General features: G+C 49.8%; 14 protein-coding genes and 1 tRNA gene. 6 read left to right on the forward strand and 9 right to left on the reverse strand.

Going from position 1 to position 24,314, the window contains the following annotated elements:
* Positions 1–27 precede the first annotated feature (27 nt).
* Positions 28–930 carry a UV DNA damage repair endonuclease UvsE gene (gene uvsE, locus B153_RS0117050; RefSeq protein WP_020597948.1) on the reverse strand — a complete coding sequence of 301 codons (903 nt, stop codon included), beginning with the start codon at positions 928–930 and terminating at the stop codon, positions 28–30.
* A gap of 151 nt (positions 931–1,081) precedes the next feature.
* On the opposite strand from uvsE, the gene B153_RS0117055 reads away from it, so the two are divergent.
* Positions 1,082–1,498 (forward strand): hypothetical protein, encoded by a 417-nt coding sequence (locus B153_RS0117055; protein ID WP_020597949.1) that lies wholly within the window; start codon positions 1,082–1,084, stop codon positions 1,496–1,498.
* A gap of 183 nt (positions 1,499–1,681) precedes the next feature.
* On the opposite strand, the gene B153_RS0117060 is transcribed toward B153_RS0117055, so the two are convergent.
* The 4 genes from B153_RS0117060 to proS all read right to left on the reverse strand — a co-directional run bounded on the left by B153_RS0117060 (position 1,682) and on the right by proS (position 8,008).
* A complete protein-coding gene (locus tag B153_RS0117060; protein WP_020597950.1) occupies positions 1,682–2,134 on the reverse strand; it encodes an FKBP-type peptidyl-prolyl cis-trans isomerase in 453 nt (150 codons plus the stop codon).
* Positions 2,135–2,337: 203 nt separating this feature from the next.
* Positions 2,338–5,223, reverse strand: a complete 2,886-nt coding sequence (locus tag B153_RS0117065; RefSeq protein WP_020597951.1) for a PQQ-dependent sugar dehydrogenase — start codon at positions 5,221–5,223, stop codon at positions 2,338–2,340.
* A gap of 10 nt (positions 5,224–5,233) precedes the next feature.
* Positions 5,234–6,205, reverse strand: coding sequence for a sugar phosphate isomerase/epimerase family protein (locus tag B153_RS0117070; RefSeq protein ID WP_020597952.1), 972 nt, complete (start codon positions 6,203–6,205; stop codon positions 5,234–5,236).
* Positions 6,206–6,538: 333 nt separating this feature from the next.
* Positions 6,539–8,008: a proline--tRNA ligase gene (gene proS / locus B153_RS0117075; RefSeq protein ID WP_020597953.1), complete on the reverse strand. Its 1,470-nt coding sequence runs from the start codon at positions 8,006–8,008 to the stop codon at positions 6,539–6,541.
* A 285-nt stretch (positions 8,009–8,293) separates the two neighbouring features.
* Here proS and B153_RS0117080 point away from each other — a divergent pair, with 285 nt between their 5' ends.
* Positions 8,294–9,577: a pilus assembly protein gene (locus B153_RS0117080; RefSeq protein ID WP_020597954.1), complete on the forward strand. Its 1,284-nt coding sequence runs from the start codon at positions 8,294–8,296 to the stop codon at positions 9,575–9,577.
* Positions 9,578–9,854: 277 nt separating this feature from the next.
* Positions 9,855–11,426, forward strand: coding sequence for a hypothetical protein (locus B153_RS0117085; RefSeq protein ID WP_020597955.1), 1,572 nt, complete (start codon positions 9,855–9,857; stop codon positions 11,424–11,426).
* Between the two features lie 114 nt (positions 11,427–11,540).
* On the opposite strand, the gene B153_RS0117090 is transcribed toward B153_RS0117085, so the two are convergent.
* The 4 genes from B153_RS0117090 to B153_RS0117105 all read right to left on the reverse strand — a co-directional run bounded on the left by B153_RS0117090 (position 11,541) and on the right by B153_RS0117105 (position 18,122).
* Complete coding sequence (locus B153_RS0117090) at positions 11,541–15,650, reverse strand: hybrid sensor histidine kinase/response regulator transcription factor (RefSeq protein ID WP_020597956.1); 4,110 nt, start codon at positions 15,648–15,650, stop codon at positions 11,541–11,543.
* Positions 15,651–15,783: 133 nt separating this feature from the next.
* Entirely contained in the window at positions 15,784–16,290 is a 507-nt protein-coding gene (locus B153_RS0117095) for a shikimate kinase (RefSeq protein WP_020597957.1), read from the reverse strand.
* A gap of 99 nt (positions 16,291–16,389) precedes the next feature.
* Positions 16,390–17,535: a BT_3928 family protein gene (locus tag B153_RS0117100; RefSeq protein WP_026262228.1), complete on the reverse strand. Its 1,146-nt coding sequence runs from the start codon at positions 17,533–17,535 to the stop codon at positions 16,390–16,392.
* Between the two features lie 32 nt (positions 17,536–17,567).
* On the reverse strand, positions 17,568–18,122 hold the full coding sequence (locus B153_RS0117105) for a DUF1599 domain-containing protein (RefSeq protein ID WP_020597959.1): 555 nt from the start codon (positions 18,120–18,122) through the stop codon (positions 17,568–17,570).
* Between the two features lie 102 nt (positions 18,123–18,224).
* Between B153_RS0117105 and folP the strand changes: the two genes are divergently transcribed.
* From folP to gltB, 3 genes are all read left to right on the forward strand, one after another.
* Entirely contained in the window at positions 18,225–19,094 is an 870-nt protein-coding gene (folP, locus tag B153_RS0117110) for a dihydropteroate synthase (protein WP_020597960.1), read from the forward strand.
* An 80-nt stretch (positions 19,095–19,174) separates the two neighbouring features.
* Positions 19,175–19,247 (forward strand) — tRNA-Lys (locus tag B153_RS0117115).
* A gap of 487 nt (positions 19,248–19,734) precedes the next feature.
* Positions 19,735–24,309, forward strand: coding sequence for a glutamate synthase large subunit (gene gltB / locus B153_RS0117120; protein ID WP_020597961.1), 4,575 nt, complete (start codon positions 19,735–19,737; stop codon positions 24,307–24,309).
* Positions 24,310–24,314 lie beyond the last annotated feature (5 nt).

Raw genomic sequence — 24,314 nt, forward strand, 5'->3', positions numbered from 1 at the left:
GCGTATCCATCCGTACGATTACACTTTTCACCTAAAATATAGCCCTCCGTTTCTCAACTTCATAAGCGCCTTTTCTTTCATCTTGCATTCATAGACGATGTCCACTTCTTTTCCGTAGGTATTCGGGATTGAATACAGCCAATCGGCATGAGCCTCTCGTCGGGCTTTGGGCTCTTCATACTGCTGCCGGGAGTCGGAATAATGAAAAACGGGGCGCACATCCCAGGTGTTGTAGGCCGTCAGAAATGCTTCCGCTTCTGTCTGCGTTCCGGGGTTCAGTGAATGATGAAAATAGTCGAACACAATCGGGATACCCGTTTGCTCGTAGACCGACACCAGATCAGCAACGGTATATAGACTTACCCGATCATCATTTTCGACGGTCAGGCGGGCGCGTACGTTTTGGGAAAGCAACTGAAAATTCTGAGCAAATCGGCCTAATGTAGCCAGTTTGTCGCCATAGGTTCCCCCTACGTGAATGTTGATCTTATTCCAATGCGACGGTACGAGTCCCATCAGATCAAAAATTTCGGACTGATACTCCAGATCCACTATTGTATTTGCCAGTACACTCCCTTCTCCTGCCAGCTTATTGAACGGCCCCGGATGCATCGTTAGCCGAATCGGGCGACTGCCGATTTCTTCGAGTGTAGCCCGAATCTCCGGGAAATCGGGGAGGCTGGTCATGCGGTATTCTGAGGCCCAGGGAAACAAATCCGACGAAATGCGAAACAACCGAATCTCATTTTTCAGATTCCAGTCTACGATTTTGAGCAGGTCCTGAACGTTTTTTAACGCCAGTTCGGAGGCATAGGCAATCCCCCGCTGGGTGAAGGTTTTTTTGACCATTCCCCGATTGGTGGTGATCTTTTCCGCCTGTAAACTCAGATTGATACAGGCGTACCCAACGGTATGTGCTATTCCATTCATAATCCGTTAACGGATTATGTAGTGTTCGGGTTTAACCAAAGTGAAACGGGAGGTTGAATCTCGTTTATTTTGACCGTTCGTTCAAAAGTTAGGCTATAGTGCAGGGTCGTGTTTTATCTTAACCTGGCAAGTCAATTTGATTTGCATCGTAATGAGCCGATTCTTACTGAATCTGTTTATGGAAGACTTTACACCCAACCAAATCCTTGACATCACGCGTGGATACTGCGCTATGGCCCGTGCGTTGAATGAATACCAGGTACTCCACTGGCCCGAATTGTCACATGAGCAGCAGCTCGACCTCAACGCCTATCAAAATAGTCTGCTGAACCGATCTCAGGATTTGCAGAGTCATACGGCCCGCCCTGCTTTTACGAATGCAATTGCTATGGCGAACCAAATTCTGGAAGCCACCACAGAAGCCCAAACCAGTCTGGCGCGCATCGGCGATCCCGTAGTTGCCCTGAATGTCGGGGCTATAACCGTAGCTTTGGCGGCCTATGTAGCCCGCGCTAACCTACGAGGTATTCAAACCGCACTTCGTGAACTGGAAGACTTAGTGAAGTAAATGCGTTGCGAAAAGAACGGATTCCAACGTCCACTTTTTACCCCATCCGGTGGCTGATCAGCCGTTCGGTACCGAAGCCGCCCTATTTTAGTGGAGTGTTACCAAACAGCGGCAGGAACCCGATTCGAATCGGGTTCCTGCCGCTGTTTGGTAAACGAATCAACCGTACGTTCGTCGATTTACCTACAAAATTAAGCCAGAGGGGGACTTGACGCCGACGAGTTCGATTTCGAAAGTCAGATCATGACCAGCCAGAGGATGGTTTGCATCCAAAGTGACGTTCGTATCGGTGAGTTTACGAACAATGACCGGAATGGGCCGGGGATTCCCGTCCTCATGCATATTCAGGGTCATCCCTTCTTCAAGTGGAATATCGTCGGGAATATCCGTGCGGTTCAGCGTAAAAATCATTTCTTCGTTCGCTGCGCCATACGCATCTTCGACGGGTATGTTAATCGTTTTCTTTTCGCCCTGGTTCATGCCGGCAACGCCTTCGTCGAAGCCTTTAATCACCTGGCCACTGCCCACCGTAAATTCAAGGGGGGTTCGTCCTGCCGACGAATCGAAAATCGTTCCATCAGCTAACGTGCCAGTATAATGAACCTGAACAGTGTCGCCAGATTTTGCTTGTGCCATGATACAAATGGTTTGTTGTAATAATGCTACAAAAATACCGGAACTTCCGGCATGCGTTTACTTCATCACTAATTTTTAGCAACTCGCCAGACGATCGGAAAGTTTAAAAACAGGCTGAGGGTCATCACTTAAAAAACGCAGCTGCCTGATTTTAAGACCACTACACCTTTTAAACAATGACCCTCAGCTTGTTATGTATCAATTTACTGACTTACGGCGTCCATAAATTTTATTGTCGACAGCGACATTAAGGGCTGAATTGACTTGGCCTTGTCATTTTTGAAGACAAAGTAAACGTCGTGTATGCCCTCGGTATCCTTCAGCGTCATTTTAACCGATGGAATCGGCCGTCTGAATGGATTGGCGGGGGGCGGGGTAGCGCCCGCAGTGGCTGATGTACTTTTTGGCGCCCCGGCAGCCGGTTGATTTGCCGCTCCCGATTCCATTTGCGCCATCAGCTTCGCCATATCTACCTCAGGTGCCACTTCCAGCGTAGCTTCACCAATCATTGGGCCCGTGGGCGAATCAATGTGTACTTCAATCGTGCCGCCTGCGCTCCCTTCCCGGCGCTGAGCCGAGGCATTCAGGTCGAGTTTTTTGATCCCGGTCAGGTCAAGTTTTTGAAAACCGATGTATGAATTAGCGTACGGAATCACGTTCATTCCAGCCCCCATGCCCCGTGCTTTCAGCTCTGCTCCCTTCACAACGGCTGCACTCGAGGCATACACCTGAGCACTGCGAAGTACAATCAGGTTCTCAGAGGTTTGCGCCGGAATGCCTTTGCCCCCTCGGTCGGTGTAAGCGGCTCGCACCAATACGGACCCCTGCCCGTTGTCGCCTTCAGGCAATTTAACCACATAGGTTCCTTTCGTTGGCAACGTGCTGAACGTTTTCTCATTGCTGTTCAGGATATACTTCACAATGGTTTCGGCATCGGCTACCGACATAGCCGGGTGTCCGGGCATTGCCACATCACCCCAAACCCCTACACCACCATTGCGAATTTTCTTGACGAGTTTCTCGGTTGCATCGGCACTGCCCTTGTATTTGGTAGCAATGGCCGTAAACATCGGCCCTACTGATTTCGTAGCTACCTGATGACAAACTTTACAATCGCTCTGGGCGATAAGAGCTTGCGCCACAGCGTACTGTGTGGAGGCATCCACACTTCGCTGACCCTGAACCACCTCCGCATAATCGAACCCTTCGGAGGTATAATCAATACTCATAGCCACTCGGGCCGGTGTAATTTTACCATCCGTCAGGCTACCATCCTCTTTATCGTCGACATTAACCGCGTATTGAATGGGCTGGTTCGGGAAGAAGAACGTTTTGTTGCCGGTCAGATTTACAGCCACGGACGGTGGTTCATTGCCCGCAATAATTTTCACCGACTGGCTGTTAGAGGCTCCTTTTGGGTCAGTTACCGTAAGTTGGGCAGTATACACACCTGGCTTGTCGAAGGTTACGGCAGGATTGGCTTCATTAAACACTTTCGGAGCCACACCTGGTGCCGATACTTTCCACTGATATTTCAGTTTATCGCCATCATAGTCTTTCGTGCCATCGGCCAGCAGGGTTAACTTCAGCGGAACCGTTCCACCCTGTTTACTGGCCGATGCAAACACGATTGGCTTCCGGTTGCCCCCATTGTATTCGATCCGCACCAGTCGGGAGTTGTTACTTTTCCGGAACCAGTTGCTTCCATATTCCAGTACATACATATCCCCGTCCGGGCCAAACTTCATATCAATTGGTTCAACCGGGTGGTAACTAGGCAGGAAACGTTCCATCGATTTATAATTGCCCTCTGCATCCATCGTGATGGCCATAATCCAGCCTCTTGAGAAATCAGTGGCAATCCATTTGCCTTCGTAATAAGCCGGCCAGGGGCGCTTGGCTCCTTTGAAGTCGGCCTGGTGGTAGATCGGTCCCCCCGTTGCCGACCGAGACCCCGTGCCGACCAAAGGAAATTCTTCCGAAACGCCATACGGGTAATAGATGAACGAAGGAGCCACGGGGGGTAACTCCCGCAACCCTGTGTTATTGGGCGAAGTATTGACCAGATGATCGGGGTCTTTTTTCTCCAGTGGCTTCTTTTCGGCATAATCATATACCGGGAATGCCTGCCGATTGCCGACAAACCACGGCCAGCCGAAATTACCGGGTTTCCGGGCCTGGTTCAACTCATCATACCCCCTTGGACCAATTTCTGAGTCGGAGGTTGCATCCGGGCCAACTTCCCCCCAGTACACATAGCCCGTTTTGCTGTCGATCGAAATACGCCAGGCATTCCGGTGCCCCATCGAATAAATCTCAGGGCGGGCCTTAGCCGTTCCTTTCGGAAAAAGGTTTCCATCGGGAATGGTGTAGGTTCCATCGGGCTGAGGATGGATGCGCAGGATTTTCCCCCGCAGATCGTCGGTATTTCCGGCATGTCCCTGATCGTCCCAACTACTGCGGCCAGGACGCTCGTCGGTTTGAGCCGCCTGCTGGTTGCCCGTGTTGTTGCCAACGGTCAGATAGAGATTCCCGGTCCGGTCCCAGGTCATGCCGCCACCCGTATGGCAGCACACTTCGCGCTGCGTGGGCACTTCGAGCATTACTTTCTCCGACTTGTCGACCAGTTTACCATCCCGCAATTCCCAGCGGGTCAGGATATGTTTTTTCTCGGTTGGATGTGCGTAATACAGATACACCCAGTGATTCTGCTCAAAATTGGGATCGAGACTTAACCCCATCAGCCCCTCTTCAGCTTCCGTCACCCGCCCTTCGGCCGAGGTGTATTTGGTATTGACCGGGATGGTAGCAATCAGGTCGACCGTTTTGGTAATCGGGTCATATTTTTTGAAAGCCCCTTTCCGTTCGATGATATAGGCCGTCCCATCTTTGGCGACTTCAAACACCATGGGTTCATCAAGATCTTCGGCCAGAACAACGGGGGTAAATCGGCTCTCGTCGGGCTTCATGGTCCCTTCATCGACCACAAACGACGCCAGGCCCACCACCAGCAGACTATTCAACGCCACGGTATACGGCCGTTTCCAGCGTGTCAGCCAGGTTTTTCGGGTAAAATTAGATTGATTCATAACAAAGGGATTAAGCCTGTAGGTTCTTTAAATACGTATAGCTGGTTGTAATACTCTCAATGGGCTGAGCCGCCATATCCTGCTCTACAAAGAAATACTTTAAACCTGCTGTTTTGGCAGCCGCGAACGCGCTTTTGAAATCCACAACGCCGTTGCCTACTTCGGTAATCGTTTTCAGGTCGGACTTTATATCTTTGATATGCCAGAGTGGGAAACGACCGGGATGCTCTGCAAACAACTTGACGGGGTCTTTACCGGCTTTGACGGCCCAGGCCAGATCCAGTTCCATCTTCACCAGCTCTTTATCAGTTTGTGAAAGTATCAGCTCATACGGCGTTTTGCCCCCTTCTACAGGATCGAATTCGGTAGCATGGTTATGATAGGCAAAGCCAATACCTGCTTTTTTACAGGCTTCACCCGTTTTCTGAAATACCTCAATCGACTTCTGAATTTCGTCGAGGGTAGCCACGGGTGTACTGGCGCATACGAGGTACGACAAGCCCCCTTCACCCGCCTGATCGACCAGTTCCTTATAATTATCGCGCAGATTGAGCATGGGAGGCATCTTGGAAAAATCCATCGCTGGCCGTTGTGCGCCAGCTACTGGTCCGCCCCCCGGTGTTCCGGTAGTGCTGGCCGGTGGTGTGGGCCGTGGCCGGAAAGGTGCTCCACCGGCATGATGCCCACGCCATTTCATCCCCAAGTCCTCTACCACTTTTTTAAACTCCCTGGCCGTATAGCCATAATATCCACCTTTCAGGCTAAATGCCGATTCCACCTCTTTATAACCGATAGCGGCTACTTTTTCGAGCGTTCCTTTGGGATCTTCGCTCATTGGTCGAAACAGGGTAAACAACTGTAAACCAATGGGCCGGGAAGCCATTGGTCCCATAAGCGACGTAGCCTGAGACAGTTGTGGCAATACAAAGCTCCCTAAGGTCAACGCTCCCGCATCACGTAGGAACGAACGTCTGGTTTTCATAGGCTGGTTTGTTAGGTTTTCGACAGGAATTACGCTATCGAATCATGTAGAAATACAAATTATCAATCAAATCAACAGCAGTTTAGGCACTCTCGGAAATGCAATAGACCGGAAGCTCACAAACATCGGCAGACAGCCCGTTTCAACCGACGAATCTGCCCGGCAAATCCATATCCTCCAAATCAGGTCCTTCATTGGGCGAGTATCCTGCCGAAAAGCAACAATCTCCCGGATACTACCTCCGAAAGTACCTGAATTTTTCTGCAAAAAAATGGGGTCCGGTACGTACCGGACCCCAACCAATGCCCTAACAAGGGTATTATCTGCTGCTGCTTAATACGCCCGGGCAAAAACCACTCGCCCCTTCGACGGTTTTCCGGAATACACACAAACCCCTTCTTCTGGCTTCTGGTCGAAAGGAATGCAACGTATCGTCGCTTTGGTCGCTTCTTTGATGGCTTCCTCAGTTTCCGAAGTACCATCCCAGTGCGCCAGTACGAAACCATTCTCTATCTGCGTCTGGAACTCCTCAAACGTATCGACGGTAACGGTATGCTCCTCCCGAAACGCTTTAGCTTTGTTGTAAATCGTTTGTTGAATATCCTCCAGCAAGGCTTTAATTCGTTCGGTGAGCCCATAGAAGGGCACCGTTTCTTTCGTTTTCAGATCACGGCGGGCAATTTCAACGGTGCCATTTTCCAGATCACGGCCACCCATTGCCAGCCGTATAGGAACGCCACGGAGCTCATATTCAGCGAATTTCCAGCCAGGTTTATTGGCATCCGAATCATCGTATTTAACCGAAACCCCGGCTTTGCGAAGTTCCTGAACGAATGGTTTAATCTTAGCCGAAATCTGTTCAAGTTGTTCTTCCGTTCGGTAAATCGGCACAATAACCACTTGAATTGGCGCCAGTTTGGGAGGCAGCACCAACCCATCGTCGTCGGAATGAGCCATGATCAATGCCCCCATCAGCCGGGTCGAAACGCCCCAGGAAGTCCCCCATACATAATCCAACTGATTCTGTTTGTTGAGGAACTGTACATCGAACGCTTTCGCGAAATTCTGCCCTAAAAAGTGAGAAGTACCCGCCTGAAGGGCTTTGCCATCCTGCATCATCGCTTCAATACACAGGGTATCTTCCGCGCCGGCAAAACGCTCATTCGGTGTTTTAGAGCCTTTGATGACCGGCACGGCCATCCATTCTTCGGCAAACTGGGCGTACACATCGAGCATTTGCCGGGTTTCGGCCTGTGCTTCTTCGGCAGTGGCATGGGCTGTGTGGCCTTCCTGCCAGAGGAATTCGGCTGTTCGCAGGAAAATTCGTGTACGCATTTCCCAACGAACCACATTGGCCCACTGGTTGATAAGCAACGGCAGATCACGGTACGACTGAATCCAGTTTTTGTAGGTACTCCAGATAACCGTTTCTGAGGTGGGCCGTACAATAAGTTCTTCTTCCAGTTTCGCTTCCGGGTCTACAATTACCCCCGAGCCATCCTCGGCATTTTTCAACCGATAATGGGTCACAACAGCGCATTCTTTGGCAAAGCCCTCAACGTGCGATGCCTCCTTGCTCAGGTACGATTTTGGAATGAACAAAGGGAAATAGGCGTTGGTATGGCCCGTTTCCTTGAACATATCGTCCAGTGCCCGCTGCATTTTTTCCCAGATCGAAAATCCATATGGTTTGATAACCATACAGCCGCGAACCGCCGAATTTTCGGCCAGATCGGCTTTTTTAATTAACTCATTGTACCACTCGGAGTAGTTTTCACTACGGGACGGAATTGCTTTAGCCATACAATTGACGTTTGACGTTCGACCTCCGACAACTTAAGTTGACTTTTTAGCATGGCAAACCGCACGATAACTGTCTGCCCATCAGCCAACATCACTCGTCAGATGACAAACTTCAAACTAATTTTAGAAACGAATTAAACCTTAATTAACTATTTGGAGTCTAATAGGAAAGAAGTTGCAAAGATAAGTTTTTGCTCTATTTTTGTAATTAAACCAGTCAATCCTGTGTTATAGTATTGACGTGGTAGTAAGCATAAGCTTTTTTACGTTTAATTCCCTTGCCAAATGAAAACGCAACGACTATATTCTTATCTGACGTTGGCTGCGCTGCTGAGCATCTGGAGTTGTACCTCCAGTCGGCAAACAGCACAGAACGCCAGTGATGTAGATGATTTGTATGGCAGTGCCGGTGGTTCGCCAGTGTATGCCAGCAACCGTCAGTCCGATGATTTCAGTGCGCAGCCGTATAGCCGCTCACAACGTCAGCAGCGGTTGAACCGCAATGCGAATCCTGATTACAACGACGAACAGCAAGGCTTCAATTCCAACACGGATGACTATTACACGGAATTGAGCGCCCGTAAGCTGAACCGTGGCCTCTCCCCCGATCCGGGCTGGAACGACGACGGGACGAATGCCTATAACTCCGGTTTTGTTAATGGCTACAATGCCGCAACGACTTCGGCTTATAGCTGGAATCGCTGGGGATTCAACAACACTGGTTTTTATTCGGGTCTGGGTTTAGGCTTAGGCATGGGTGCTTTTGGTTATGGGTATCCGGGATTCAGTTTTGGATTCGGCAGTCCGTTTTACCGACCATATGCGTATAGCCCATTCTATTCGCCCTTCGGATATGGCAGTTACTATGATCCGTTTTACAGCTCGTTTGCCTACGGCTATGGTGGCTACTACAGTCCGTTCTATTCTTCGTATTACGGCTATGGCGGCTTCTACAACCCTATCTACGTAAACAACGTATACGTGTCGGGTGCGGATCCATATCGTAACCGGACTTACAACCGGACTTTTGAGCGGTCGTCTGGGCGTTATACCTCTTCCTTCGACAATTCGGCCCGTTCCTACAATTCCAATGGTGGTCGTGCGGCAGCAACGAATACCAGCCGGGGCGATGGTTACTATGCTCGTCCTAGCAACGGCAGCAGCCGGGGCAACTATTATTACGATAACAGTGCCAGCAGCAACGGTCGGGTAAGCGCTAACTCAGCCGCTCCATCCTACAACAGCAACTCCGGAAGTTCGGAATACTATTCTCGTCCACGCGAAAGCAGCCGGGGTAGCTATACGCCATCAGGTGGTAACTTTACAGGCGGCAACAATCGTAGCAGTTACCAAAGCCAGAGCTATAGCCAGCCAAGCTTCAATCAGCCAAGCCGAGGCAGCTATCAGCAATCGCAGCCCAGCTTCAGTCAGCCGAGCCACAACCAACCGAGCTTTAACAGTGCGCCAAGTCGCAGTTTCAGCTCGCCCAGCTTCAGCGCCCCCAGTGGTGGTGGCGGTGGTGGCTTCTCGGGTGGCGGTGGTCACTCAGGCGGCCGTGGCCCACGCTAATACACTTGCTTAAAATTTGATAAAAAATCCCCGCTAGTTAGGACAATTAGCGGGGATTTTCGTTTTAGTTACGATTAGTTTATCGTTTTTACCTAAAGCTTGTCCAATGAGGGTGCGAATCGCTGGTAGTTATCCCGTTTCACTTAAACGATCCTCTCTTGATCTGGCATTAAACCCTAAACTAATTTTATCCCGATTAAACGTTTATACGTTATGGTGTTCTAATGCGTATACCTATCGCATGATCCACCAACCGCTTTTATAAAGCTTTAAGAACATGACTAAACCGTTTTATTTTACAGTGGCCTTAGGGTTACTTTCGCATCTGGCCTTTAGCCAGGGAGCGTCGTATGAATATGCCGATGATGCATTTCGCTATTCCGATTTCAGTCAGAATGGTACCGCCCGATTTCGGGGTATTGGGGGGAATCATGCCGCTCTGGGTGGCGATGCGAGTAATTTGTCAGGCAACCCCGCAGGGCTGGCATTCTACAACCGCTCTGAGCTAAGTATCAGTCCGATGTTTACCTCGGCCAATAACCAGAATACATTTTTGGGGTCACAAATCAATAGTAGTGCCGGTAAGGTAAGTATTGGTCAGTTTGGGTTGATATTGCCCGGAAGCAGTAATGGGAGTCGTCGATGGCGACGTTCGGCCTTTGGGGTTAGCTATTCCCAGAATGTCAATTTTTTTGATTACGTCGATGCACGTGGGCTGAATAACAACCCGAACTCGTCCATTGCCCAAACGTATATCAATGCAGCTAATTCGGCAGCGTACAGCGAGAAAGAACTAAGCGACTCGTTTTATCCAAATAGTAAACAGGCCGATTTTCGGGAAGCGGCTGCCTATGGACTATACCTGATCAACCCAACCGACCTTGGCAACAATGGTTCAGGCCCTCCCTACACACGCTATGATGCAACCGTTCAGAAAGATCAGCGATCAACCATCAGCCGTTCGGGCACCAATTCGCAATGGACATTCTCGTATGCAGGCAATTTAGACGATAAGTTTTATATCGGTGGCTCCCTGGCTTTAACCCACCTCCGCTATTCGTCGGAAGTTGCTTTTCTGGAAACCCCGGTCAACGGAAAGGTTTTTACCAATTACGGCCAAACCAATCGACTCGATGTAAAAGGAAGCGGCATCAATGCATCGCTTGGGTTTATTTATAAGATTGTCCCTCAGTTTCAGGTAGGTGGTACGATTATCTCGCCAACGATCAGCAGTGCCAATGAAACATTTGGTCAAACCCTGAATGCCGTTGCAAAAGATCCAAAGTTGGTACTGACCACCAACTACGTAGATGTAGTCGACCCTTCCAATGATTTCAACTACACCCTGCAAACCCCATTACGGGCGTCGGGCGGAGCCACGTATTTTCTGGGAAATGGTAAGATCGGATTCCTGACGGCTACAGCCGAATATGTCAACTATCAGGGGATGCGGGTTCGTACAACGGCCTTTACCAATCAACAGGATAACACCGATTTCAAAAATGATGTGAAGCGATTCGTACAGGACACCTATCAAAATGTGTTCAACGTTCGGGGAGGTGCCGAAATCAGAGCGGGCATCTTACGCGTTCGGGCCGGTGTTGCCTACTTGCCCAGTGCGTATAAAATTGACCTGGATCGGGTCGCCAAAGCGGATCGTTCGAAGCTTATACTTTCGGCCGGATTAGGGGTTCGTAACGATCGCTTCTTTGCGGATCTATCGGGTTCATACCTGACCTACAAATCAGGCTATTCCCCTTTTGAATTGCCCAACAGTTCGGATACGCCAACCGTTGCCACCAACAATCGGTATACGAACCTCATGCTGTCGATGGGGGTATTTTTTTAACGTAATTGGGTGCGAGAAATGCGAAGTGAGCATGGCAGGTGCATACTGATAAATGCATCTGCCATGCTCACTTCGCATTTCTAATCTATGAAAAGACATGAGCCCTTGAAAGCGCTAAAGGGAGTTCCTGTCTTCTGATTCCGTGAGGGGCTGTTTCCCGTATTGAGACGGCAATACACCATATTTTTCCTGAAACACCTTCGCGAAATACGAAAGGTTATCGAAACCAACCGCGTAGGCTACCTGCGTTACACTATCGGTTTGCGCAGTGAGCAAACTCGCTGCCTGAGCCAGCCGAATGTCGCGGATAAAGTTGGTGGCCGTAGTGCTGGTGAGCGCCTTTAGCTTCCGGTGTACTTGTACGCGGCTCAGATTGACCGCTTCGGCCAGCGCTTCAACGTTAAACGTGGGGTCGTCGATATGTTGCAGCACCGCATCCGACAAACGATCCAGAAACTTCTGTTCAGTCGAAAGGGTGGCCGGAGGGACTGATGCTGGCTGCTGATTCGGTCGATTACTCGTAAACCATTCGAATAATCGCTCCCGTTGCCAAAGCCTATTTCGTACCCGAAGCAATAATTCCTGGCGATCGAACGGTTTGGTCAGGTAATCATCAGCCCCAATCGTCAGTCCTTCCAGGCGGCTTTCCATATCCGCTTTGGCGGTGAGCATCACGACCGGAATATGACTGGTGGCTTCCTGAGTTTTGAGTTGCTGACAAAATCCGTAGCCATCCAGCCGAGGCATCATCAGATCGCAGATGACCAGATCAGGTAGGGTTTCCAGAGCCCTGGTAAGCCCATCTTGCCCATCAACAGCTTCCAAAACAGTATACGTTTGTTCAAGTACCTGCCGAATATACAACCGCAAGTCATCATTATCCTCTACAATTAAAACGGTTTTACCCGACGAAGCTATTGGCGCAACCTCCCGTTCGGGTGTATTTGTGAGCATTTCCTGACGGGTCGATGCCGTATTCGTTTCAACAACGGGCGGATTAACGGACTGAGTGGGTGCATCTGCCAGATCAAGGGGTAGTTCTATGACAAATGTTGTACCCTGTCCCGGCAGACTGTCTACCCGTATCCGACCGTGCATGGCCGTAATCAGCTCTTTAACCAGTGCCAATCCAATACCTGTACCTTCGTAACCACGCTGCTGGCTATCATCAACCTGATAGAATCGGTCGAAGATATGCGGTAACTGCTCAGGAGCGATACCGACCCCGGTATCCTTCACCGAGATCGTGAGTCTGGGCTGAACAGTTTGGTAGCTAACCTCCATCTGCACACGCCCCCCGACAGGTGTAAATTTCAGGGCATTCGAAACAAGGTTTGTGACTACTTTTTCAAGTTTATCGGCATCATACAGCATCCACTGCCGCGCCTGATTTTGGGTCAAGGTCAAGGTAACGCCCCGGCTTTGCGCGAGTGACTCAAAGGAGGCCATCCATAGCTGCATGTCTTCGGGCAGATTACCAGGTTGCCGATCCAACTGCAACTGACCGGCATCCAGTTTAGCCAGATCGAGCAATTGCCCAATCAGCGACTGTAGCCGACTGGCATTCCGATACATAACCTGATACAGCACATCTGTCGGGTACCGTTGCCGAAGATCATTGATTGGCCCCAGCAACAGCGTAAGGGGCGTCCGAAACTCGTGGGATATATTGGTAAAAAAGCGGGTTTTAAGCGCATCCAGATCGGCCAGTCGGCCCGCTTCTTTTTGTTCATAGGCCACCTGCTGCTGCAATAGCAACCGCTGTGTCTGAAATCGGTTTAACTGCCAAGCTATCCCGATGGCACCTATTATGTAAATCAGATACGCCCACCAGGTTCGATACAAGGGCGGGGCAATACGAATCTGTAATTCCAGCGGTTTACTCCAATGTTCGCCATCCACAGACCCCATCATCTGAAGTTGGTAACTTCCATTGGGCAACTGAGCGTAGTTGGCAAACCGATTGGTGCCAGCCTCAACCCAGTCGTCGTCGATACCGATCAAACGGTATCGGTACTGGTTATTGGCCGAATTGGTATAGTCCATTACACCAAACTCGAACGTGAGCAGATTCTGATCGTACCGTAAATCAAGGTCCTTCGTGTAATCGATGCTCTGCTTCAGCAGATTATCCTTTCGGCCAACCTCAATCGGTTTATTATTGATCCGCAACCCAAGGATGTTTACGGTAGGTATTTTCTGGTTTTCCCGCACCAACGTCGATGGCTTGAACACATTCAGTCCATTAACCCCTCCAAACAGGAACTCTCCCGATGGCGACTTAACAAACGAACCCGTGTTAAATTCATCATCCTGAAGACCATCGGCCTGCGTATAGTTTCGAAAATGCCCCGTTTGGGAATTAAACTGCGACAGGCCCCGATTCGTACTAAGCCACAGATTATGGTAGGCATCGGTCAACAGCCCATACACCACTTTATTGGGTAGCCCTTCTGCTTCGGTATAATGCCGAAATTGCCCTGTTTGCTTATCCAGCCGCTCTAACCCGCCCCCTTTGGTACCGATCCAGAGGTACCGCTCGGGCTCATACGGATCATTGACCAGGCTCAAAACAAAATCATTGCTTAGACTTTGCCGATTCGTAATCGAGTTTCTGTAGTGGGTATATACAGGCTTTTCCGGAAGATGTTCAGCCTTGATAAGCCCTTGTTGCGTACCGATCCAGAACGTACCATCTGCCTCACGGAGCAAGGCATAGGTTTCTGTTTCAGGGCTACTTTTCGATAAGTACTGGAACGTCTGGAACGTTTCGGCCTTCGGATCAAACCGAAGTAATTTGCCATTCATAGCCCCAATCCATAAACAGCCGGAGGGATCTTCCACAGTTTGATTGCCCCACAACCCAAATTCAACCCCGGGTGGTAACGGATATTTATTCAGTAACTGCCAGGAACTGGAAAACTTGAACAAATGCTGGGTATGGGTCTGAAAATTCGCATTCGATACCCAGAACGTTCCGTGCCGATCCTGCATAAAATACCGCTGCCTTTGGTCGGCTTCCGAAAGTTTAGAATCCAGAAACGGGATTAATCGATTCGACTTCCGATCCAGTAATCCATAGGCAAATTGATAACGGGCATAGATTCGTCCCTGTTGATCGACATACAGATAGGACAGCGACGTGTGGGGAAGATACGAGTGAAACTGATTGATCCGGGGATTGAACTTCCGTATACCATAGCCACTGGTACCTACCCAGATGTTGCCTGTATGATCTTGCAGCACTTGCGTCACGGCATACAAATTCGGAGGAAACGTCATGAACGCATCCTGTATCGACAGGCTGTCTTTATGAAATAACGCATTCGGGGAGAGTAACCAAAGATAACTTACTGTACTGATAGCCAGAAGGTTTTTTGCAATCGGCTCGATCTGTACACCTGTGCTGCTCCTGTCTGCCAGGAAAATGGTTTTTCGATTTCCGTTATACCAACAGTCAATCTGGTGCTTGACACTCACAAACAGAATACCCGCCTGGGTATCCTCGTACATATCAAACACATCCGACGGCTCATCCGTGATACGCGTTTGCCGGGATAGTGTGGTTGGCTTTTTCCAGTTAAACGCATATACGCCATTGTCTAATACCGTAAGCGCTTCGCCCGATGGCTTGAAACTAAAGGCAAGATTAGGATGATTGGTCTGTTCCTGAACCGTAACAATCGAACTGATTTTCAGCTGGTTCGTAAAGTCGGCCTGTTCGGGAAACCTGGTTTGCAATGAGGCCGGTATACTTACTTTAAAGGGCTTTCCGGCATTGGTCCCTACCCATATGTTCCCTTCAGGGTCTTCGGCCAGTCCTCTGATTTCGTAATTCGTCCCGTTCGCCAGCGTCTGATCACGAATCGCTACATGATAAAATCGCTGGGTTCGATCATCGTATACATTAAGCCCTTTGTTTTGTGTACCGATCCAGAGCCGATGATGGCGATCGATCAATAAGGCCGAACAGGCATTGTCGGAAAGGCTGAAGGCGTCATAGGGGTCGTGGGTAAATACCTTGAAATTATAGCCGTCGTACCGATTCAGGCCATCTTTGGTTGCCACCCAGATAAAGCCTTTCTGATCCTGTTTCAGATCAAAAATCATTCCCTGCGATAACCCGTTGGAAATGGTCAGCTCCTGCCAGCCTTTGGATTGAGCCAGTAACGCATGAGATCTAATTACAAAAAGAAGAAGTTGACAAATAACGAAGAAACGCATACACGGCGAATTTCCACTAAAATTGGCAAAAAATATACCAGTATTTGAAAAAATAAACTTACTGGAAACCAATTCTAGCCTTCGCTATCTATACATAAACTTCCCCTGGAAGTCTGCTTTTAAAAGGGGGAAGTTAAAGCCATTCGCCCAGTCGTTGGAGCACTTCCTCTACGGTTGTCTCGCCCGTTATCGTAATGGTAGCCTGGCTGTAAACAGGTAGTCTTAATTCGTACCGTTTTTCTAAGATCAGCGGTAATTCGGGATTACTCGGATTATTCAATGGACGGTCTTCCTGTGCATGTGCCATAATCCGACTCACCAGAATCGACACCGGAACATCCAGAAAAATCGATATGCCTGTTGCATTGATATAGGCCATGTTGTCATGAAAGCAGGGCATACCACCACCCGTCGATACGACCTTACTACTACCAGGTTGTATCGTACGCAATACCCGTTTTTCAAGTTCCCGGAAATACGCTTCGCCCGATTGGGCAAAAATATCGGCAATCGCTCGTCCTTCCTCCCGAACAATCACTTTATCGGTATCCACAAAACGATAGTGGAGGGCATCAGCAATACGTTTCCCCAGCGTACTCTTACCAGACGATGGCATGCCAATTAAGAAGATGTTTTTCATGTATTGCAAAGAGCGAAAGAACGAAAGAGTGAATGAGTGAAAAATTGCTGATGCCGTTTTTTCACTCATTCACTCTTTCGCTCTTTCGCTCATTAATTTTCACTCAATCACAATTCGTTTTACCTCATCCGCATCCGGCGTTGAATTATAGTGCCATTTACCCCGAACAACGCCATTTTTCAGGAGCCATGTACCCGGATTCGACCGCATAATCGTTTTCAGCACCGTCGCATCTGCTTTATAATAGGGTACATTTTCTAACTGAAACTCTTTTCGGAAAGCTTTGATCTCATCGTCGCTGGTCGATGTAAGAATAAAAGGGGCTACAGACGTTCCCTTTAAGCCCTCCACCAGCGCCCGAATAGCCGGCAGGCTACCCGCATCGATGTCTTTTGTATTCTTGATGATGATGAAAAGCTTCTCCCCTTCGAAGGTTTGCTGGGTAAAATCACTGTCATCATTCCAGACCCGGTAATCCGTAATCTTAGGCTTGGCTTTTTCGTTGACCAGCACCATTTCCTTAAATTTGTAGCTCGGGTCGGTCGGGTATTTTTCAAATTCGGTCACCTCTCCGTTTTTCTCCATCAGGTATTTATACCGCAGTGGCTCCGACGGTTTCATCTGATCGGGAATGCTTTTGCCGACGGCATAGGGCAACATATCGATCGGAGGCAGGAATTGAACCGCATACATTCCCAGTCCCAGTGTAAATACAACGGTCAGGGCGACCAGCCAGCCCGTATTTCTGGAGCGTAGTCGGTTCCGGTGCCCCATAATGAACAGAATCAATACGGTCAGAACGACATCTTTTCCAAACGAAGTCCAGGGTTTCAGTTTGATAGCATCCCCAAAGCAGCCGCAATCCGTTACCCGATTGAAATAGGCCGAATAAAAGGTGAGAAACGTAAAGAAAATGATCAGAAAGAATAACAGCCAAACCGTGACCTTAGGCTTGTAAGAAGCAAGCAGAGCAACCCCTAATATTACCTCGGCGGCACAAAACAACACCGACATCACCAACGTAAACGGCACCAGGCCCATAAAGAAATCGTGCAGGAATGGCACATCCTGGGCGAAGACTTCAAAATATTCCTCAAACTTGATCTGCGTCCCGACCGGGTCGTTCAGTTTAATCAAGCCCGAAAAAATAAAAACAATCCCGACCAGAATTCGGGCAATACGGGCGGCAATCAACATCGGTGGTGTACCGGTCTTTAGTTTAGGCTGGGTCGTTGCTGTGTTCATACACGTATGCGGGTGGCCACCCGCTCTTCTTCTTACTGCGGGCTCCCCCCCGCATGACTTAGTTTGATCAGACAAAAAACGGCGTAATTGATCATATCCATATAATTGGCGTCAACGCCTTCCGAAACGAGTGTGTTTCCCTGATTATCTTCAATCTGCTTGGTTCGGAGCAATTTCATCAGGATAATGTCGGTCATGGAACTGACTCGCATCTCGCGCCAGGCTTCGCCGTAATCGTGATTTTTGGCAAACAGCAGATCAATAACCCGGCCAATTTGTTCGGTGTACAGCGTTTCAAGTTCGTCGGCAGGTATATCTGTTCGCTTGTCATCCGCTAACTGCAACTGAATCAGGGCCATAACGCAGTAATTGATGATACCGACAAATTCGGGCTCAATCCCCTCGCCTACCCGACTCACTCCGGTTTCCTGTAATGTACGAATTCGCTGCGCTTTGATATAAATCTGATCGGTAATACTGGAAAGCCGCAAAATGCGCCAGGCAGTACCATAATCTTTATTTTTTTTCAGGAACAGGTCTTTGCAGCGTTGAATAACCTGCCGATATTCGATTTCCGTAGTGGACATAAGAGTATAGTCATTCGCTGTCATTCCAGGTCATCTGTCGTGAAAACGAGGGTGACGGTCAATGACTAAGAATGACGATCAATAACTAGGAATGACAGTTTAATGCCGAAAGTTACGAAAAAAACGCTGAACTGCCGGGGCCGACTGGTCGATTTGACCCGACCCGCCATAATGGGAATACTCAACGCAACACCCGATTCTTTTTTTTCGGGCAGCCGTCTTGCCCCCGATCATCAAGCCTCTGCCATTGCCGTTGAACGAGCGCAGCAGATGCTCGACGATGGAGCCACCTTCCTGGATATTGGTGGGTACTCCACCCGTCCAGGGGCTGCCACGGTTAGCCCTACTGAAGAAGCGGACCGCGTTTTACCGCTTATTGAAGCCATCCTTTCTGAATTTCCGGATGCCCTCATCTCCATCGATACCTTTCGGGCATCGGTGGCCCGGCAGGCAGTCGAAGCCGGAGCCGTACTCATTAACGATGTATCTGGCGGTACCCTCGACCCGGCGATGTTCAGCACAGCGGCCGAATTGAGTCGTTCGGCATCGGTACCTTATATACTGATGCACATTCGGGGTACTCCCCAAACCATGCAGTCGCTGGCCACCTATCAGCACGTTACGACCGATGTACTGGATGAATTGGCCGTTCGGCTGGCCGAATTACGACTGCTGGGGCTGAAAGATGTTGTTCTGGACCCTGGATTTGGGTTTGCCAAGACAACCGAACAAAATTTTGAACTACTGGCTCAACTCGATGCGTTCAGCCTGTTCGAAGAGCCTGTTCTGGTAGGTCTTTCCCGCAAAACAACAATCTGGAAAACACTGAACATCAGCCCGGATAGAGCCTTAAACGGTACCACCACGCTAAACACCATAGCGTTGCTCAAAGGGGCATCCATTTTGCGGGTCCACGACGTACGTGAAGCGGTCGAAGTGGTGAAATTAACGCACCAATTAACTTTTTTTTAGCCATACACTTGCGTTTAGAAAAACAAAGTCCTACTTTTGCAATCCCAAACGACGACACCCCTGTTTGTTCAACGGGAATCGATTCGGTAGCTCAGCTGGTAGAGCAATACACTTTTAATGTATGGGTCCTGGGTTCGAATCCCAGCCGAATCACAAAAATACGGAAGCCGCTCAACTGAGCGGCTTTTTTTATTTTCCTATGCTCCTGCTGGCTTTGTCAGCCAGGGCTCCCTCCAGGGCTGGTTAGTACGACCTAGACCTATTTCGTTCATCAATTGATACGGAAAAGCACATGCCAATAAGCCACTTTGTTAAACCGGCATTCTGACAAATCGATTTAACGGACGACAAGTGCTGGTTTGCCCACAGAACATATTCACTTTTCAAGAAGATTTATAATCAAATTCACAATTCGGCCCATTTGCTATTAAATTCTGACAAAAGCTGTTTTTGCCAAATTTTTTTAGTAGTATATTGCATGACTTTGTCACAAACGCCCTTCAATTCGATTGCCTTCTCCTTGATTAATTCACAGGCCGGGCATCCTGTTAATTTAGAATTTCTTAATAAACGGCCTCGTTTTTTGCAATTCTGTTAAATAGCGTTTCAAAAAACGGCCATATCCAACGCTGTTACGACCATGTCTGATCAGGTTGACCAACTGGCGGGACTGTACCGCCCCGAGTTTGAACACGACAACTGCGGTATCGGCTTTGTGGCCCATATCAAAGGCCGCAAGTCACACCAGATTGTTTCGGATGCGCTCCAGATGCTTCGGCGGATGGAACACCGGGGCGCTGTAGGCTCTGAGCCCAATTCTGGTGATGGAGCTGGATTGCTGATCCAGATTCCACATGAATTTTTCGTCGACGAAACCCGTAAACTGGGTGTACATCTTCCACCTGCTCTTGAGTATGGTGTAGGCATGGTATATTTCCCAAAAGACGTGTGGCTTCGCGAAGAATGTCGTGCAATCCTGAATCGGAAAATGAAACGACTCGGCCTGGAACTGCTCTGCTATCGGGTTGTACCGGTCAACAACAGCGATCTGGGGAATGGCTCGCGCTCGGCAGAACCTCAGATGGAGCAGGTATTTATCAAACGTCCTTCCGACGTTACGAATGCCGATGATTTCGAGCGTAAACTGTATATTCTGCGGAATTACAGCACCCGGATCATCAATGAAACCATTGCGGGTGTCGACCATTTCTATTTTTCGTCGTTATCCTGCCGGACCATTACGTATAAGGGTCAGCTAACAACCTTACAACTGGAGCCGTACTTCCCCGATTTACAGAATGAGGAGGTTGTATCGGCTATCGGTGTCGTTCACTCTCGCTTTTCGACCAATACGTTCCCATCCTGGAAACTGGCTCAGCCCTTCCGTTACATTGCCCACAACGGGGAAATCAACACCGTAAAAGGCAACGTCAACTGGATGAAAGCGGCTGAAGGCCTGCTCGAATCTGCCAAGTTTACGAAAGAAGAGATGGACATGTTGCTGCCCATCTGTGATCCTAAACAATCGGATTCGGCCAACCTCGACAATGCCATTGAGTTGCTGGTGATGAGTGGCCGTTCGCTCCCCCATGTGATGATGATGCTTGTTCCTGAAGCCTGGGATGGCAACGAGCATATGGACCCTGTCCGGAAAGCATTCTACGAATTCCATGCTGCTCTGATTGAGCCCTGGGATGGTCCAGCCTCGATCTCCTTCACAGATGGCCGCATCGTAGGGGCTACGCTCGACCGGAATGGCCTTCGTCCATCGCGCTTCTGGGTCACCAACGAAGATGTCGTCATTATGGCATCGGAAGTGGGGGTGCTCGACATCGACCCGGCTACGGTCGTCTCTAAAGGTCGTTTGCAGCCTGGGAAAATGTTCCTGGTCGACATGGAGCAGGGTCGGATTGTATCGGACGAAGAAATTAAAGCCGACATCTGCTCCCGGCAACCTTATCAGCAATGGCTGGCCGACAATAAGATCAAAATCCAGGACCTTGAAGCCCCCATCCGGTCGTATAATCCGTATGATCCGGCCAAACTGCTTCGGATGCAACAGGCTTTTGGCTTTACATCTGAAGACCTGCGGATGATCCTGGCACCGATGGTCGAAACAGGCAAAGAAGCCCTGGGTTCGATGGGCGTTGATGTGCCGCTGGCCGTGCTTTCGGAACAAAGCCAGCACATGAGCCATTACTTCAAGCAGTTGTTCGCGCAGGTGACCAACCCGCCCATCGACTCAATCCGGGAGCGGGCGATCATGTCGCTCATCTCCTTTGTTGGCGCAACGTATAACCTTCTGAGTGAGTCTCCTGAACACTGCCACCAGGTTGAGCTGGAACAACCTGTACTGACGACTAAAGAATTTGATAAACTCCGTTTTATCGACCAACCGAAGTTTCAGGCGAAAACCATCAACTGCCTCTTTACGGTCGACGGTCTGGGGAAATCCCTCGAGCGGGCGCTGGAACGGATCTGTCGCTACGCCGAAGATGCCATTCAGGATGGGTATTCGATTCTAGTTCTCTCAGATCGGGCAATCGACTCCAACCATGCGCCCATTCCATCCCTGCTAGCTACCTCAGCCATTCACCATCATCTGATTCGTCAGGGGCTGCGGGGTAAAGTGGGCATCGTCGTCGAAGCGGGCGATGTGTGGGAAACTCACCACATTGCTACCCTTATCGGGTATGGTGCTTCGGGTGTTAACCCTTATATGGCTTTCGAAACCATTGCCAGCATGAAAGAAAAAGGCTTGCTGGGTGTTGACTATGACCTCGACAAGCTGTATAAAAATTATGTAAAGGCCGTCAATGGCGAACTCCTGAAAATCTTCTCGAAGATGGGGATCTCAACCCTGCAATCGTATCAGGGCGCTATGATCTTCGAATGTCTGGGCCTGAATCAGGAGGTTGTAAGCCGTTACTTCACCGGCACCGTATCGCGGATTGGCGGTATGGGTCTGGATGAAATCGCTCGCGAGATTCAGGTGCGCCATTCAGTAGCGTTCCCAACAACACCAATGGTAACTCCACGTCTGGAAGTAGGCGGTATTTATCAGTGGAAGCAACGGGGTGAAAAGCACATCTTTAACCCCGATACGATTCACCTGCTCCAGCAGGCAACCCGCAAGAACGATTACGGGATCTTCAAGAAGTACTCGAAGCTGATCGACGATCAAACCCAGAAAGCGATCACCATTCGGGGTTTGCTGAAGTTCAAGAAAGGCACCCCTGTTCCACTGGACGAGGTTGAACCCATCGAAAGTATTTTCAAACGGTTCGCTACGGGTGCCATGTCGTTCGGGTCGATTTCGTGGGAAGCGCATACGACCCTGGCGATTGCGATGAATCGCATTGGCGGCAAAAGTAACTCCGGCGAAGGCGGTGAAGACGAACTTCGCTACAAGCCGCTCGAAAATGGCGATAGCATGAACTCGGCCATCAAACAGGTCGCTTCGGGACGCTTTGGCGTGACCAGCTATTACCTGACCAACGCGCAGGAGTTACAGATCAAAATGGCGCAGGGTGCAAAACCGGGCGAAGGTGGTCAGCTACCAGGCTTCAAAGTCGATGACTGGATCGGGCGAACCCGTCACTCCACTCCTGGTGTTGGCCTGATTTCGCCACCTCCTCACCATGATATTTATTCGATTGAGGACTTGGCCCAGTTGATCTCCGACCTTAAAAATGCCAACCGGGCCGCTCGTATCAGCGTCAAACTGGTATCGGAAGCAGGCGTTGGTACCATTGCGGCTGGTGTTGCGAAAGCCCATGCTGACCACATCCTGATTTCGGGCCATGATGGGGGTACAGGAGCCTCTCCTCTGTCGTCGATTCGCCATGCGGGTTTGCCCTGGGAGCTGGGTCTGGCCGAAGCACATCAGACCCTGGTGAAAAACAAATTGCGCGGACGGGTAACCGTACAGACCGATGGTCAGATTCGTACGGGTCGTGACCTGGCCGTAGCGGCTCTGCTCGGGGCTGAAGAATTTGGTGTAGCCACGGCTGCTCTGGTCGCTACGGGTTGCATCATGATGCGGAAATGCCACCTCAACACCTGTCCGGTTGGTGTGGCTACACAGAATAAAGAGCTTCGGGCGCTATTCACCGGGAAGCCAGAGCATGTCGTGAACATGTTCACGTTCCTGGCGATGGAATTGCGCGAAATTATGGCTGAACTGGGCTTCCGTACCGTTAACGAAATGGTTGGTCAGGCGCAGATGCTGGAACTCCGTGACAACATGGCGCACTGGAAATACAAGAAAATCAATCTGGATGCGCTTCTATATAAAGAGCCGACCACGCTGGAAGTAGCTCAGTATAAGCAGGAAGAACAAAATCACCACCTGGAGGAGGTACTCGACCGCAAACTGATTGACCTGGCGCAACCCGCGTTGACCTCGGCCGAATCGGTATATGGCGAATTTCCGGTACAGAACATCGACCGAAGCATTGGCACGATGCTCTCGAATGAAATTTCGAAAGTATACGGTGGCCCCGGCCTTCCCGAGAGTACAATTCATATCAAACTGCGTGGTACGGCGGGTCAAAGCTTTGGTGCCTTCAGCACAAGCGGTATCAAACTCGAACTCGAAGGCGACGCCAACGATTACTTTGGCAAAGGTCTGTGTGGTGCTCAACTGATTGTGTACCCCGACCGTACGGCTCAGTTCAAACCGGAAGAAAACAGCATCGTTGGTAACGTTTCGTTCTACGGCGCTACATCGGGCGAAGCCTTCATACGGGGTATGGCGGGCGAACGCTTCTGCGTACGTAACTCAGGAGCTAAAGTTGTGGTGGAAGGCGTTGGCGATCATGGTCTGGAATACATGACAGGCGGTCTGGCCATCATTCTGGGAAAAACCGGCCGTAACTTCGCAGCGGGTATGTCGGGCGGTGTAGCCTATGTCTGGGATCAGGACGGCACCTTTGCTTCGAAAGTAAATGGTGAAATGGTCAGTCTGGAAAGCCTGACCGAAGAAGATCTGGGCATTGTTCGCGAATACGTCGATAAGCACTTCCAATATACGACCAGTAATGTAGCCCTGAATCTGATTCAGGATTGGGACAACCTGGTTGGTCAATTTGTGAAGGTGATGCCTGGCGACTTCCGGCAGGCACTGGCTGGGCGCGGTATCTCACTGGCCGACCAGATTCGCGACAAAAATGTGGTTTATCAGGATATTACCGTCGATGTGACGCACGGATAAGAACG

It is taken from the genome of Spirosoma panaciterrae DSM 21099 (assembly GCF_000374025.1).
Classification (GTDB): Bacteria; Bacteroidota; Bacteroidia; order Cytophagales; family Spirosomataceae; genus Spirosoma; species Spirosoma panaciterrae.